Source organism: Methylobacter sp. S3L5C (genome assembly GCF_022788635.1).
In the GTDB taxonomy this organism is placed as follows: domain Bacteria; phylum Pseudomonadota; class Gammaproteobacteria; order Methylococcales; family Methylomonadaceae; genus Methylobacter_C.
The window spans coordinates 3,559,008-3,574,063 of the sequence record NZ_CP076024.1 but is presented as its reverse complement, the minus strand read 5'-3'; the positions used below and the strand labels follow the sequence as shown (position 1 = coordinate 3,574,063).

General features: G+C 42.4%; 10 protein-coding genes. 7 read left to right on the top strand and 3 right to left on the bottom strand.

From position 1 onward, the window contains the following. Window positions 1-179: 179 nt before the first annotated feature. Window positions 180-3,404 (top strand): glycoside hydrolase family 15 protein, encoded by a 3,225-nt coding sequence (locus KKZ03_RS16065; RefSeq protein WP_243217808.1) that lies wholly within the window; start codon window positions 180-182, stop codon window positions 3,402-3,404. Further along, on the top strand, window positions 3,404-4,402 hold the full coding sequence (glk, locus tag KKZ03_RS16060; protein WP_243217807.1) for a glucokinase: 999 nt from the start codon (window positions 3,404-3,406) through the stop codon (window positions 4,400-4,402). Before KKZ03_RS16065 ends, glk begins: the two co-directional genes overlap by 1 nt. A gap of 223 nt (window positions 4,403-4,625) precedes the next feature. On the opposite strand, the gene KKZ03_RS16055 is transcribed toward glk, so the two are convergent. From KKZ03_RS16055 to KKZ03_RS16045, 3 genes are all read right to left on the bottom strand, one after another. Beyond that, window positions 4,626-6,230 carry a YdiU family protein gene (locus tag KKZ03_RS16055; RefSeq protein ID WP_371744752.1) on the bottom strand — a complete coding sequence of 535 codons (1,605 nt, stop codon included), beginning with the start codon at window positions 6,228-6,230 and terminating at the stop codon, window positions 4,626-4,628. Between the two features lie 255 nt (window positions 6,231-6,485). Then, window positions 6,486-8,072 (bottom strand): ABC-F family ATPase, encoded by a 1,587-nt coding sequence (locus KKZ03_RS16050; protein ID WP_243217805.1) that lies wholly within the window; start codon window positions 8,070-8,072, stop codon window positions 6,486-6,488. 135 nt (window positions 8,073-8,207) lie between these two features. After that, window positions 8,208-8,747: a YaeQ family protein gene (locus KKZ03_RS16045; protein WP_243217804.1), complete on the bottom strand. Its 540-nt coding sequence runs from the start codon at window positions 8,745-8,747 to the stop codon at window positions 8,208-8,210. Window positions 8,748-9,143: 396 nt separating this feature from the next. Between KKZ03_RS16045 and ssb the strand changes: the two genes are divergently transcribed. The 5 genes from ssb to KKZ03_RS16020 all read left to right on the top strand — a co-directional run bounded on the left by ssb (window position 9,144) and on the right by KKZ03_RS16020 (window position 15,001). Then, the gene (gene ssb / locus KKZ03_RS16040) at window positions 9,144-9,638 is read left to right on the top strand and encodes a single-stranded DNA-binding protein (protein WP_243217803.1); all 495 of its coding nucleotides are present in this window, start codon (window positions 9,144-9,146) and stop codon (window positions 9,636-9,638) included. Between the two features lie 158 nt (window positions 9,639-9,796). Next, on the top strand, window positions 9,797-11,050 hold the full coding sequence (locus tag KKZ03_RS16035; RefSeq protein ID WP_243217802.1) for a site-specific integrase: 1,254 nt from the start codon (window positions 9,797-9,799) through the stop codon (window positions 11,048-11,050). Next, window positions 11,040-12,581 carry a site-specific integrase gene (locus tag KKZ03_RS16030; protein ID WP_243217801.1) on the top strand — a complete coding sequence of 514 codons (1,542 nt, stop codon included), beginning with the start codon at window positions 11,040-11,042 and terminating at the stop codon, window positions 12,579-12,581. The genes KKZ03_RS16035 and KKZ03_RS16030 overlap by 11 nt, the downstream gene beginning before the upstream one ends. Then, window positions 12,574-14,601 (top strand): hypothetical protein, encoded by a 2,028-nt coding sequence (locus KKZ03_RS16025; RefSeq protein WP_243217800.1) that lies wholly within the window; start codon window positions 12,574-12,576, stop codon window positions 14,599-14,601. Before KKZ03_RS16030 ends, KKZ03_RS16025 begins: the two co-directional genes overlap by 8 nt. Then, window positions 14,588-15,001, top strand: coding sequence for a hypothetical protein (locus KKZ03_RS16020; RefSeq protein WP_243217799.1), 414 nt, complete (start codon window positions 14,588-14,590; stop codon window positions 14,999-15,001). Before KKZ03_RS16025 ends, KKZ03_RS16020 begins: the two co-directional genes overlap by 14 nt. Window positions 15,002-15,056: the final 55 nt, after the last annotated feature.

Below are 15,056 nucleotides of genomic sequence, written 5' to 3'. Positions count from 1 at the left end.
TAATTGTTTGCTGGTTAGCTTCAAATCAGCCTGAAAAATAAATAATTAGTCTATCGATATGTCTGTAGTAGCGACATTTATTATTAACAGAAATAATGGCACAACATCTGCTAGAAATTTTTATATAAATATGAATATAATGGTTCTACCAGGAAATTGACACGTTGCAAAATATGAAAATGATTGATTCGCAAGATAAGCTGGATACTTACTACCAGCAAGTACAAGATATCATCCTTAATAAACAGGATTGGATCAGTGGCTTGTTGCCTGCCAGTACTGCTGTTAATGCCCATGGTAACTATACCGATGCCTGGGTAAGGGATAATGTCTACAGTATTCTTGCCGTGTGGGGTTTGGCACTGGCTTATCGGCGTAGTGAAGATAATCAGGGACGAACCTACGTTTTGGAGCAAAGTGTCGTTAAGTTAATGCGAGGGCTATTAACGGCAATGATGCGGCAGGCACCGAAAGTTGAAAAGTTTAAGCAGTCCCAAAACCCAATGGATGCTTTACATGCCAAATACGATACAAAATCGGGCGAGATTGTCGTGGGCGATGATGAATGGGGACATTTACAACTGGATGCCACGTCTTTATTTTTGTTGATGTTGGCACAAATGACAGCATCCGGCTTACGCATTGTCTTTACTATCAATGAAGTTAATTTTGTACAAAACCTGGTTCACTATATCAGCCGAACTTACCGTACCCCTGATTACGGTATCTGGGAGCGCGGTAATAAAATTAACCACGGTGTCGCCGAGCTAAATGCCAGTTCCATCGGCATGGCAAAAGCCGCGCTGGAAGCGCTATCGGGTTTTAATTTGTTTGGCAAAGAGGGTGGGCAAGCGTCTATTATTCATGTTATCAGTGATGATATTGCCCGGACAAGAATTACCCTGGAATCACTGTTACCCAGAGAATCCATTTCCAAAGAAGCCGATTCAGCGGTTTTGAGTATCACGGGGTTTCCTGCTTTCGCGGTTGATAATCAAACTATTCGGGCAAAAACAGAAGCCATTATTTGTGGCAAGCTGGAAGGCCGGTTTGGCTGTAAACGTTTTTTGTTGGACGGCCACCAAACCGTCATAGAAGATAGTCACCGCCAATATTATGATCCGCATGAATTAAAACAATTTTCGGATATTGAATGTGAATGGCCGTTGTTTTTTACTTATTTATTGCTTAATAATTTATTTACCGGCGATCATGAAGCTGCTGCAATCTACCGTAACAAACTTAAAGATTTGTTGGTTGAACAAAATGGTCAGCAATTATTACCTGAGCTGTATGCTGTACCACTAGATTTGATTGCCGCAGAAAAAGCCAATCCACATAGTCAGGAACGGGTTCCCAATGAAAATGTTCCGCTGGTTTGGGCACAAAGTCTTTTTATGCTGGGGTGTCTGATACAGGATGGCTTACTTTCTTGTGACGATATAGATCCCTTGGGACGCCATAAAGTTGTTAATGAATATAAGGATTGTAAGTTACAAATTCAGCTGCTTGCTCATGATGAAACCGTACAGAACAGCTTAAAGGACTACGGCATTTTTACGCAAACACTTGCTGAAACAGCGCCTTTGCAGATAAGGGATGCGAGTGAATTGGCTCAAGCGTTTACCCAAGTAGGCAGAAATGACCGCATTGGTTTGACCGGTAGACCTTTAAGGCAACTGCGAACATTGGCAACATCCAAAATGTACAGTTTGGCAGGTGAGTGTTTGCTTTTTTTACCGCAGTGTCTTAATCAAAAAGGCTTTTATCTTGCGATGGACAACCGTTTGCTTATTGAGCGCTTACGACTGGAACTTTTGTATATCTGTAAACATTGGGATGTACCAGGTAACCCGTTGGTGGTCATCACTATAAAACAAAATATGTTGGATAGTTATCACCGTGAGATTCTCATTGAATTTATTAAAGAACTGCAAGAAGGCTATAGTCAAGGCATTTCTGTAGAACTTGGAGCCCTTTCGGATTTCGTGGCAACATCAAGTCATGAAATCATTAACTACCTGCATGATTTTAAATTTTCCAAAGCGTCATGGGATGAGGCGGAGCGACCTTTTTTTCTGGCATTACCCATAGATAGCAACCCACCAGTACCCTTAAATACAGAGGTGTTGACAGAATGGGAAATCGCTAGCGATGGAATATTGCTTGAGCAATTAACATCCAATCCTAATATTTACGCACAACTTGAAGTATTAAGCTTACTAAGTTTTCGTCACGGCCTGGATTATGATACCGGCTTAACAGCAATGGGTGGCACTGTCAGTTGTGTACGTGATTTGTTGGAAGAAATATATGAACGAGCCGGTGATCAACATACCTGGTATATACTTAGACGCGCTGCCGGATTGCTGGGCAAATATGATATCAATCTGGAGCAGACAGCAACCGATATACTCGTTCGTCAACATGCACTGACATTAGGTCGCGCTTATAGCGGGAGAGCTACCTTGACGCGTCCTGCTGATTCGTCAGAAATATTGGACATTATTCGTGCTTATAATGCGGATGCCAGTGAGCATGTTATTATTCAGGAATTGATTCTTTATCTGGGCATGTTAATTAAGTCTAATCCTGAATTGTTTACCGATATGCATACGGTGAGGGTAGGACATATCCTGCAATTGGTTATTGTCAGGCAACAGCGTGAATCAGGCCACACTACATTGGATCAGGCATTTAACGAAATTCTTTCTTTGGCACCTTATCAATTGTCCATAAAAGTAAAAGAAACACTCGAAGATTATAACGATACCGAAAATCAACTAAATTTAGCTGAAATATTGCACTATGAGGGCTCCTTGTCCGAGTCTGCCAATCATGAACTAACCAGTGTACGTTTCTTAAAAAACACCGATCCAAAAGACCAGGAAGAAATTAACGATTGGTACGAGTGGCGAGAACAGCAAGGTAGTGTCGGCAGGGAAAATAATGCTTTTTTTACCAGTGTTCGGGATATCTTGCACCATTGCAAGGGAGTAATGATCGGTGAAAAATTGAACAGTAAAAATCGGCTGGATAGCGAAAATACCTTGTCACAAATGACGGCGGGCGAACAAAGTTTCAAATTACACGTTAGCCATTTGCTTAATAAAATTCAGGCACCGGTCTATCGTCAATTAACGGTAGAAGCTTTGCAAGCCTTAGCCTCTATTTTTCGTGAAAATGTATCCTTACATATTGATGATACATTGTTAACAGATATTATTATTGGCCATGCCGTAAAAATTAGCTGGTTACAAGCCTACCCTGAAAACAAAGAAAATTATGATGAAAGCGTGTCTTTGGCATGGCAGGAATTTTATCGCTTACCCCCACATAAAGTTGCCAATGGCATTCTTGATGCTTTAATACATTTACTTAACAATGACTTAAGGAGTCAATAGTGATACTAGCGGGCGACATAGGTGGAACGAAGACAGTATTATCCCTTTTGATCAAAGAGCCCAACGGTTCGTTGACTTGCCTGCAGGAGCAAACCTACTCAAGCCAACAGTTCCCGACATTTGATGATATTTTGACGGCTTTTTTACCTGCTGCTGTCGCGATCAAGTCGGCGTGTTTTGGCGTTGCAGGCCCGGTTGTTAATCAACGCTGCCAAACGACCAATTTACCGTGGTTGCTGGATGCCGCAGCGCTAAAAATAAAGCTGGGTACGTCCAAGGTAAAGTTGCTGAATGATCTGGAAGCCATGGCGCTGGGTATGCTGTATTTGCCCAAACAGGATTTGATCGAGTTAAATGCCGAGGCAGAACCCCAAGCCGGTAATATTGCTGTCATCGCGGCTGGAACCGGCTTGGGCGAAGCTATTCTTTATTGGGATGGCAATAAGCATCATCCTATAGCTACTGAAGGCGGGCATAGTGATTTTGCAGCCCAAAATATTCAGCAAGATTTGTTATTGGCCTATCTTAGAAAACTAACCCCCGATCATGTCAGTTACGAGCGTATTCTGTCAGGTATTGGTTTTAGCCATTTGTATGATTTTTTCTGTACTCAGGGTTTTGCGCCTTGCCCTGATGTTCCTGAGTTAACTGGCGGCATTGACAGAAATGCCGTCATTTCAAGTCTGGGCGTTGCCGGTGAAGACCCTTGTTGCACAGAAGCAGTAAAATTATTTGTTGAGCTATATGGCGCGGAAACCGGTAATCTGGCGTTAAAGTCAATGGCTACGGGCGGGGTTTATATCGGTGGCGGCATAGCACCGAAAATATTACAGGCACTACAAAATGGACAATTTATACAGGCGTTTAAAGCGAAAGGCCGTCTGGGCGCTTTACTTAATAAAGTGTCGGTCAAGTTATCCTTAAATCCGCGCACACCGATTATTGGCGCTATTAATTATTTTGATTTTGAAGTTGATTCCGTTCTGCCTGAACAATAATATGCCGGTCATGGCTTTTTCAAGTTGACTTTTGTTGGGATGCAGATCTGGCAGCTAAATATCCAGGGCATAGAATTTTTCAAAGTATCGAAGCCGACTAACTTTACTGCCAAAAAATATAAAAATAGCATAAGAAACGGCTATAACAAAAACACCGCTATTTTTAATGTAGTTGCAATAGCCATGATGATCGCCTTTTTGAATCAAAAGTGGCACTATTGCTTTAAGAACTGCACGATAGCATTGAACAGCCCGCTCGTTGCCGAGCCCAATCGGGGCGCTTGGCAGCAAATTTTTCTTTGTCTGGCTGTTCGTCATAAGGTTGGCGCAATAATTCCAATAACTCATTAACCATGGCAAAGTCACCTTGCTCTGCTTTGTCAATGGCAAGCTGGGCAAGGTAGTTTCGCAGTACATATTTAGGATTAACAGCATTCATTTGCTGTTGTCTTTTTGTATCAGGCGTACAGTCATTTTGTACTCGTTGACTATAGTGTTTTAACCAAATAGTTAAACGGGTTTTATATTCCGGCGTTATTTGTTCTGGAACGTAATAAGCGGCAGCCAAAAGATTAAGCGCTGCATCATAATCAAACTCAGTTGATAGCGGCTCTGGATTGATGGCTACCTTGGCCAACTGACGATAAAAAATAGTCATGTCGGTTTCTACGAGTTGCAATAGAACAATTAATTCTGTGCATAAGTCATCGTCTGTTGGCTTGTTAAAGGCATTAAGACCAAGTTTGCCTGCCATCATGGCTTGCCAGCCCTGTTCAAAGGTTTCCGTGTAAACAGCCAAGGCTTCCTGGAAAGGCTCTACTTGTTCAATCAATGGATAAATAGCATTAGCCAATTGCCCCAGATTCCAGAAAGCGATTTGCGGCTGATTACCAAAACGATAACGGCGCTGTTCGGCATCGGTTGTGTTAGGCGTCCAGTTGGGATCGTAATTTTCCAGCCAGCCATAGGGGCCATAATCAATGGTAAGACCCAGTATTGACATGTTGTCAGTATTCATGACGCCATGAACAAAGCCGACGCGTTGCCAATGGACAATCATTTCTGCGGTTCTTCTGCAGACTTCGGTAAACCAGGTCATATAGACTGCTGGTGAAGGTTCTCCCAAATGAGGAAAATCAGTGCGTATGGTGTAATCGACCAGTTTTTTCAGCAAAGCAATATCGCGGCGAGCCGTTAAAATTTGAAAATTGCCAAAGCGGGTAAATGAAGGCGCTACCCGACAAACCACAGCCCCTGGTTCCGCTTTGGGGTTGCCGTCGTAAAACATATCCCGAATAACATTTTCACCCGTTAACATCAGGCTTAATGCCCGTGTGGTAGGCACTCCCAAATGATACATGGCTTCGCTACATAAAAACTCGCGTACGGATGAGCGTAACACCGCCAAACCATCGGCTGTTCTGGAGTAGGGTGTAGGCCCTGCGCCTTTAAGTTGTATGGCCCAGCGCTCGCCTTTTTTATTGACGATTTCGCCCAGATTAATGGCACGGCCATCGCCGAGTTGACCTGCCCAGTTACCAAACTGATGGCCGCCGTAGCAAGTTGCATAGGGATCCATGCCTGCTATCAGGCTATTACCGGCAAAGGCTTGGGTAAAATCATCCGCTTCGCAAGCATCGGTAGTCAAATCCAATAGTTCAGCAACTTCTCTTGAATATGCCACTCTTTGCGGATTTACAACTGGAGTTGGTTTTACCCGGGAGTAACAAGCACCAATGACTTGGCGGCGATTATTGATGGTTTCTTCATCTGCCGGTAATTCACGGATAAAGCGATTATCGAAAATTAAATCATCGAGTTTGGACATTATCGTTTGAGAAGTCATAAGGGATAAACAGGAATTGTGGTGATTGACGAAAACTCCCAATAGCCATCCATAAATATTGGGGTCTGTTTTTTATGTAGTCTATCATCTTGGAGACATCAGTTGATGCATCAAAACCAAAAGAATATGAAACTATTGGTTATCAACTAATATGATGCAGGGCATAGGGTGTACTGTGAGCGCGTATCTTATAGTACCTTTAGCGCGCGGCACACCCTACAGATTTTGGAGGTTTTCTTACGCCTGGCTATTTAAATAGTCTTCATAATTGCCGGCAAAATCAACGATGCCATTAGGCGTTAGTTCGATAATGCGCGTCGCCAGTGAAGAAACAAACTCACGGTCATGGCTGACAAAAATCAAGGTGCCTGGGTAGTTTTCCAGGGCAGTATTTAACGACTCAATAGATTCCATATCAAGATGGTTAGTGGGCTCATCCATCACCATAATGTTGTTTTTTTGCAGTATCAGCTTGCCAAACATCATACGTCCTTGTTCGCCACCTGAGATGACTTTAACCGATTTATTGATGTCGTCGGCACTAAATAATAAACGTCCCAAAGTACCGCGCAGGGCTTGATCATCGTCAGATTCTTTTCGCCATTGACTCATCCACTCAATTAATGTGGCATCTTCGGCAAAATCTTCGGAATGATCCTGGGCAAAATAACCCACTTCCGAGTTTTCTGACCATTTAACCTCACCGGCATCAGGGACTAATTCACCGACCAGCGTGCGCAATAAAGTTGATTTACCAATACCATTGGGGCCAATAACAGCAACGCGCTCACCAACAGGAATCATTAAATTTAACTTTTTAAATAAAGGCTCTTCACCGTAACCTTTACTGAGGTTTTCAACTTCCAGCGCCAAACGATGCAATTTTTTAGTTTGCTCAAAGCGTAGAAAGGGATTAACCCGACTGGACGGTTTAACTTCATCCAGTTTGATTTTATCTAATTGTTTGGCACGTGAAGTGGCCTGTTTGGCTTTGGAAGCATTGGCCGAGAAGCGACTGACAAAGGTTTGCAGTTCGGCTATCTGAATTTTTTTCTTGGCGTTTCCAGACAGTAAGCGCTCACGAACTTCGGTAACTGCTATCATGTAATCGTCATAATTACCGGGATAAACACGCAGTTCACCATAATCCATATCTGCCATGTGCGTACAGACACTATTTAAAAAGTGACGATCATGCGAGATGATAACCATGGTGCAATTACGCTGATTCAGTATGTCTTCAAGCCAGCGAATGGTGTTGATGTCCAGGTTGTTGGTCGGCTCATCCAGCAACATGATATCGGGATTGGAAAACAAGGCCTGGGCTAACAATACCCGCAATTTCCAGCCGGGAGCAACTGCACTCATTAAACCGGTATGTTGTTCCAGTGGAATATCCAGTCCCAGCAGTATTTCACCTGCGCGGGATTCGGCGGTGTAGCCGTTGTATTCTGCAAACACCGATTCAAGTTCGGCGGCATGCATATAATCATCTTCGGAAGCTTCCAGATTGGCGTAGATGGCGTCACGTTCAGACATGGCAGCCCACATTTCCGCATGCCCCATCAGTACTACGTCCAACACCCGGTAGTCTTCAAAAGCAAATTGATCCTGACGTAAATTACCGAGTCGCTCATTGGGACTGGTGCTGACGTTGCCAGCTGAGGGCTCTAAATCGCCGCTCAAAATTTTCATAAAGGTTGACTTGCCGCAACCATTTGCGCCGATCAGGCCGTAACGGTTGCCGTCGCCAAATTTGACAGAGACGTTTTCAAACAGGGGTTTGGCCCCAAACTGCATGGTGATGTTAGCTGTAGAAATCAAGGTATTGTTCTCAAGGGTAAAGGTAAAAAAAGCAGGGTTAAGAAAGGTATGTCACACTAAACGTCTTACTCCCTCTTTTGTTGGCGAGGGTTGCGTGGATAATAATACTTAAGTATGTCGTGCATGTTACCAAGGCTAATAATTAAGCCATATTTCAGGCACGATGTGAGCGGTTTGTTGATCGTCACTGACCCAAATTTGTCCATCCTGAAGGCTGATTTGTAATTGCATGACCCGTTTTATTAACAAGCCAAGCTGATCAGTTGCCGATTTAGGCAGGTTTACGACTGTTAAATTATTAAAGCGTTCCAGTTTTGGTTGAATTTGTTTCCACCAAACGCTATTACGTCCGCCATAGCTGTATATGATGACTTTATCAGCCCGACTGCAGGCCTTGCGTATGCGTTTTTCATCGGGCATACCGACATCTATCCATAGTTCAATATCATCGGTCAGGCTTTTCTGCCAAAGATCCGGTTCATCATCAGTACTCATGCCTTTGGAAAATTGCAGGTATTCATGGGCATTGGCTACGAAAGCAAGCAAACGCACCATCATGCGCTCTTCAGTTTCGGAGGGATGCAGTGCGATGGTCAGGTTATGTGGCTGGTAATAACCGTTGTCAATGTTGGCTATCTGACAGTCGGCTTTATAGATGGTTGACTTAAGCGCCATTGAATGTGTTTGCGTATGAGTTAATTGCACCATCTTATCAGATTTTAGGGGCTGAGTATTTTGTCACTCAGTGTAAAGAGGAAAATAACTGCTGGAAAGGGTCCTTGAATGTGTAATTTTTTTAAGAAAAAAGAGTATGTTCGGGTACTATAGACGACATAAAGATAAATATTCAGGTTGGTAATATTTTTAAGCGGATAGTAAAAGGTTAAGTTTTAACAATTGAAAACAAGCCTTCTTTTACAGAATAATCAGCATGAATGTACCGTTAAAATAATAGGTCCATGAGTTTTTACCAAAATTACATACGCTGAAAAAAGAAATTTTTTAATGGCTGCTAACAGTTTAATGACAAATAGTCGTTTTAATAAATAGACTAAAAATTTAGGAGAATATATGCTTAATAAAGTAACGTTAATTGGCCGGTTGGGTGCTGATCCTGAAGTCCGTTATATGCCAACGGGTGGTGCTGTAGCGAACATAACCTTGGCGACTAATTTTAGGTGGAAGGATAAACAATCAGGCGAGAAAAAAGAATCTACTGAATGGCATAGAGTGGTCTTTTTTAACCGTTTGGCTGAAATTGCCGGTGAATACTTAAAAAAAGGCAGTCAGCTTTATGTAGAAGGGCGTTTGCAAACGCGAAAATGGCAAGGGCAGGATGGACTGGATCGCTATACTACCGAAATAATTGCCACAGAAATGCACATGTTGGACAGTCGTAGTGGCGGTACCAGCAATTTTGGCGGTGATCAAGCACAGATGGGCGGGCATTCTGCACCATCATCCAAACCTGCATACCAGCCTCAGCAACCCGCACAGCAAAATAATCCGGGATCGACTCCTCCGCTCCCTAATTATGATGATTTTGATGACGATATACCCTTTTAACGGACACCTTAATATCATTATGTAAAGAATGTAGATAAGCCTCTGTTATAAGAGGCTTTTTTGTTTCCATAGGGATTTTTTTTGTAAAGTTTTCATTTGATATTTATCAGTTATGTGATACCATATATCTAATGTAAATTTTATGAGTAATACAGATAATGAAGAGCGTTATAAAAACGTTTGTTATGGTGTCAGGGGAGCGATATTGCCTGTTAGTGGATAATCTTACGGGTTTGCCATTGTTCTATCCTAATCTGTTTATTACTACTCAGTCGCGTAATAGATCGCTGTCTTATTCATCAATGGAATCTAGTTTGGGTGGGGTTTCTGTTTTGTTGAGATACCTGGAGGAACGGGGTGAGAACATTGAAAATCGATTTCAAAAGGGAGAGTTATTCAAGGAGCATGAACTTGATGCGCTTAGAGATTTTTGCCAGATAAAATTTAGCACCCAAACGACTAAAGAAAATAGTAACGGAATATTTACCCTTTCAGAGTTGCGGGAGTTTAATGAGAAGGTTAGCTCTCAAACAGAATATGTAAGACTGACTGTTATCGCCCAATATACCAAGTGGTTGGCCGAACAAATTTTTGGCAGCAGTAAGGATCGGTTAACCGTATTGCAAATCGATAAAATGGAAAAAGGTCTGAAAGCCAGAAGACCCATAAAAAAGAATCGCAATATGGAGCGCGATGAGAAAGGTTTGGATGAAAAACAACTGGATTTACTTTTTGAAATGTTCAGACCCGGCTCAGAACTTAATCCATTTGCAGATGAGTCAGTCAGAATCAGAAACCGGTTAATCTTTTTGATGCTTTATTACCTTGGTTTACGGGGTGGTGAGCTTTTGAATATTCGGATTCGTGACATTGACTTTGGTAAAAACCAGCTAGTCGTTGTCAGGAGGGCAGACGAAAAAGATGATCCTAGAACAAATCAGCCTTTGGTGAAAACGCTGGATCGTCGCCTTCCTATGAAAGATACCTTAGTACAAGAAATTCATCACTATATTCTTAATGGCAGGAAGATTATTCCTAATTCGACCAAGAATGATTTTCTGTTTGTGACCCATAAGTCTGGTCCAACGCAAGGTCAACCTCTTTCAAAATCAGGTTATAAAAAAGTAATCGAGGTTGTACGAACAGCATCACCCACATTATTTAATCTCACAGGCCACCAATTACGCCATACATGGAATGAGGCATTTTCCATTCGAATGGACTCAATGGATAACCCTCCTAGCCAAGAAGAGCAAGAAAAAATGCGATCATATATTATGGGTTGGAAGGAAGGCTCTGGATCAGCAATACACTATAACAAGCGCTTTGTGAAAAAGAAGGCAAATGAAGCGGCGCTGAAGTTACAGGAAGGAATGGTTCGAGTGCCTGAAGGGGTAAGTAATGAAAAGTGAAAATAAAAAGCAGATTACCATTGCAAGAGAACAAGTTTTCTCTAAAGCAGGGTATTTATTTTGTCCAGATGATGATTATTGGCGGTTAGATAAAAACACAAAAGCCCATGTAAGTTCAGTTCGTTGCTTGCTAGAAAATTCAATAGCAAAAAGCTATATAAAGGTGTTGACTTATTATGCGTCCAATCTATCAGCTTCACATACAGGAAATATAAATATATATTTTTTACACATGCTCAGAATTACGGAAGCATCAGTTGTCACTGATACGGTATTAATTAACTACAGAGCTAAACTTACAAGAGATACCGAATGGTATTTAGGTACAATTCGTGGTTTCCTAAGAAAATGGTATGACCTTGGGTATGAAGGAATATCTGATGATGTTATCGATTTATTGGATGACTGGACTATCAAGGGAAACATCAAAGGGGATGTCATAAAGCGACTTGATCCAGTCAGAGGCCCTCTAAGTGACATTGAACTACAAGCATTTAATGAAGGCGCGATACAAGCCTATGAAAGGGATACAATTACGCTAACAGACTTAGCCTTGGGACTGGCGATTAGCAATACTGGCCGTCGCCCAATCCAAATTTCTCATTTGCGGTTAAAAGACGTCCTGAACGGTTCAAACAAAAAGAGCGAACCTTTTTATTTGTTGAATATGCCAAGGGCAAAGCAGCGGGCTACAGAATTTCGAGGCCAGTTTAAGCAGTTCGCCATTACCCAAGAGCTCTGGGCGATACTGAATGCACAAACAGTGCATGTAGTTCAGTCAGTCGAGAAGGTGCTTGGTTTTAAGTTGCAGGAGATGGATAGGGTTGAATTGCCGCTATTTCCTGACATGAGCGAGATTTCAAAAATTAACTCTCCACGTCAGCTAAGGGATTCCCTGAAGACTGATCTGTTGCATATTCAGTCAGTGAAAGTTTCAGAGGTCTGCAAGCACATTGCCGATGAAGCAAGAATATATTCTGAACGTACAGGGGAATTACTGAATATTACACCCGTTAGGTTTCGCTATACCACAGGCACCAGAGCCGCGAGAGAAGGTTTTGGCGAAATGGTTATTGCAGAACTGCTTGATCATTCTGATACACAAAATGCCGGCGTGTATATCAAAAATATACCTGAGCATGTTGAAAAGCTGGATCAGGCTGTTGGGCATTACCTTGCCCCCTACGCGCAAGCTTTTGCAGGTGTGCTTGTTGATTCGGAAGCTGATGCTAAAAGAGGTAACGACCTCAATAGCCGCATTAAAGTTGATGGAAAAGGCTTGGGGTCTTGCGGGAGTTACGGATTTTGTGGGGCAAGCATTCCAATTACTTGTTATACCTGTATGCACTTCCAGCCATGGCTGGATGGCCCTCATGAAATCGCCTACGAAGAATTAATCTCAGAAAGGGAAAGACTACTGGAGCTTACTGGAGACAAACAAATAGCTGCCGTCAATGATCGTAGCATTCTTGCTATTGCCGATGTGATACAGCGATGCGCTATACGAAGGGATGAGTTAGCAAATGGCTGAACTATTTCATTTTAAACCGAAATCGGAAATTGATGCCGAACGTAATTTGCTGGAATTCATCAGCAAATGCGAAACTGATCTAACGGTTTTTGGTAATGATCTGGATTGGGATGCTTGGAGGTGGCCTAAAGCTGGAAACTTTACCAAGTCTGGTGCTAATTCACGCACTAAAGATGAAGCCGACAAATTGGATGATGATTTTATTGATTTTGCAAAAGCCTACTTCCGGTATCAACAAGGACATAAGCCAACTGGTGCTAAAAACGAGCTGAAAGCACTTCGGACGATTGAAGCCGCATTGCTTCAAAGTAGCGTCCTTGCAAGCATTCACAATCTTTCCATACCCATTTTAGATAATGCATCGCAGCTCATGAGAGCCTGCTACTTAAGTGGTGCTGATTATCATGGGGGCAGAGAGTTGGAACGACTCGCTAAGTTTGTTACTTCAAAAAAGCTGATTGCAGCGGATCTAGGCGGGTGGAGAAATCCTATAGCACGTAAAACCGATATAACTCAAACAGGACAAAAAGCCAAAGCCCGGCGAGAAAAAAAGTTACCCTCTGAAGAAGCGCTAATAGCGATGGCAGAAATCTTTGCCGCCGATTCAACAGAACCAAAAGATATTTTTACTTCTTGTGCGTTCGCAATGCTAATGTGCGCCCCATCCCGCATTACAGAGGTGCTGGAACTGCCCGTTGACTGTGAGGTGGAAGAGTTTGATTCTAAGGGCGTGTCGCGCTACGGGTGGCGTTTTTACGCAGGAAAGGGATTTGGTGGCGATATAAAATGGATTCCAACGGAAATGGTAGGTATTGCCAAAGAAGCGATCAAGCGGCTAATGAAATTAACTGAGGAATCGAGAAAGCTTGCTAAGTGGATTGAGACAAATCCTGATAAATTTTATCGGCATGAGTGCTGCCCAAAGTTGGACGATGATTATCCACTTACGATGAAGGAGGCTTGCCAAGCGTTAGGTCAAGCCAATGGCACATCAAAGGAGTGTCGTACGTCATTAAACAATTTTGGATTGGAACAGAAAGATGGTGTGCATACTCTCAAGAGTCTTTGGAAATATGTACTTTCAAGGCAACCGGAAGGATTTCCTTGGATAAATCGGGAGAGAAAAATTAAGTATAGCAATGCTTTATTCTGTATGCGAAGAAATTTAATCGGCACAGGCCGTGGAGTTAGTCCAGTAATTCTTTGGGCTCCTACTCATAATGTTGTTAACAATGACTTGTCTCCCAGAGAAAGCCTAAAAAGTAGTACACATCAGAGTATTTTCGATAGACACGGCTATCTTGCCGCTGATGGAAAGCAAATCAAGCTGAACTCACATCAAGCGCGTCATTTGCTCAATACTTTTGCCCAACGTGGTGGCTTGTCGCAGCTAGAAATTGCCAAATGGTCGGGGCGTGCGGATCAAAAGCAGAACCGTACCTATAATCACATGAGCGAGTACGAGATGGTAGCCAAAGCTGAGGCGCTGGACACATCGCTGACGCTGTTCGGGCCATCGGGTGAAATTGACAAGTTCCTGCCAATTACCATTCAGGAATTCAACACCATGGAAAAAGGTGCCGTTCATGTTACGGAGTTTGGTGTATGCGTCCATGATTTCACCATGACTCCTTGTGAAAAATACAGGGATTGTCTAAATTGCCATGAGCAAGTCTGCATAAAGGGCGAGAATGAAAAACTTATACGGATCAAAGCGCGACTAAATAAAGTTGAGCAGCTGTTTCAGGCGGCAGAAAATGCGTTAAAGGAAGGGCTGTCAGGAGCAGATCGTTGGTACGAATATCATAAAAATACCTTTGAGCGTTTGCTAGAACTGGTTTCCATACTAGAGCATCCAGATGTAGATGACGGTGCGCAAATTAAATTACGTAATGATAAATCGTTTAGTCCACTACGTCGTGCCATTGAGTCAAAGCAAGCAATAATTGCGTTAAAAAATTCTGACGATACCAATCTTTTAGATGATATGGCGAAACTTTTGGGAGGTGGACTTGGCTAAGCATTTAACACAGACTGATGTAGAAGCAATTATCAGTATTATCTATGCCTGGAAGGACGAAAAGCTGACTTGGGAGAGTATTTGCGAAGCATCTGAGCCCATTATAGGTAAAAACCCGACTCGGCAATCTCTCAATGCCAATAAGCTGATAAAAGAGGCTTATAGTTCCAGGAAAGCAACTCTTAAAGTACAGGGGGTTGTTACACCCAAGCCTAGTAGTTTAACTATGGCTGGTGATCGAATTGCAAGGCAGCAAAGCGAAATAGAAAGCCTCAAGCAGAAAAACTCGGCATTATTAGAACAATTTGTGATTTGGCAATACAATGCTTACAAATATGGCATGAAGGAGAATCAATTGAATGAACCTTTGCCAAGGATTGATCGAGAAAGAACAGAATAAATATATGGTCACAAAAATAGAAATAGAACGAATCTACTGACACAACAGCTCGCTA

Bases quoted from the DNA above. Each gene is read 5' to 3' on its own strand.
- KKZ03_RS16065 (WP_243217808.1), top strand. From the start codon at position 180: ATGATTGATTCGCAAGATAAGCTGGATACTTACTACCAGCAAGTACAA.
- KKZ03_RS16055 (WP_371744752.1), bottom strand. From the start codon at position 6,230: ATGTCCAAACTCGATGATTTAATTTTCGATAATCGCTTTATCCGTGAA.
- KKZ03_RS16045 (WP_243217804.1), bottom strand. From the start codon at position 8,747: ATGGCGCTTAAGTCAACCATCTATAAAGCCGACTGTCAGATAGCCAAC.
- ssb (WP_243217803.1), top strand. From the start codon at position 9,144: ATGCTTAATAAAGTAACGTTAATTGGCCGGTTGGGTGCTGATCCTGAA.
- KKZ03_RS16035 (WP_243217802.1), top strand. From the start codon at position 9,797: ATGAAGAGCGTTATAAAAACGTTTGTTATGGTGTCAGGGGAGCGATAT.
- KKZ03_RS16030 (WP_243217801.1), top strand. From the start codon at position 11,040: ATGAAAAGTGAAAATAAAAAGCAGATTACCATTGCAAGAGAACAAGTT.
- KKZ03_RS16025 (WP_243217800.1), top strand. From the start codon at position 12,574: ATGGCTGAACTATTTCATTTTAAACCGAAATCGGAAATTGATGCCGAA.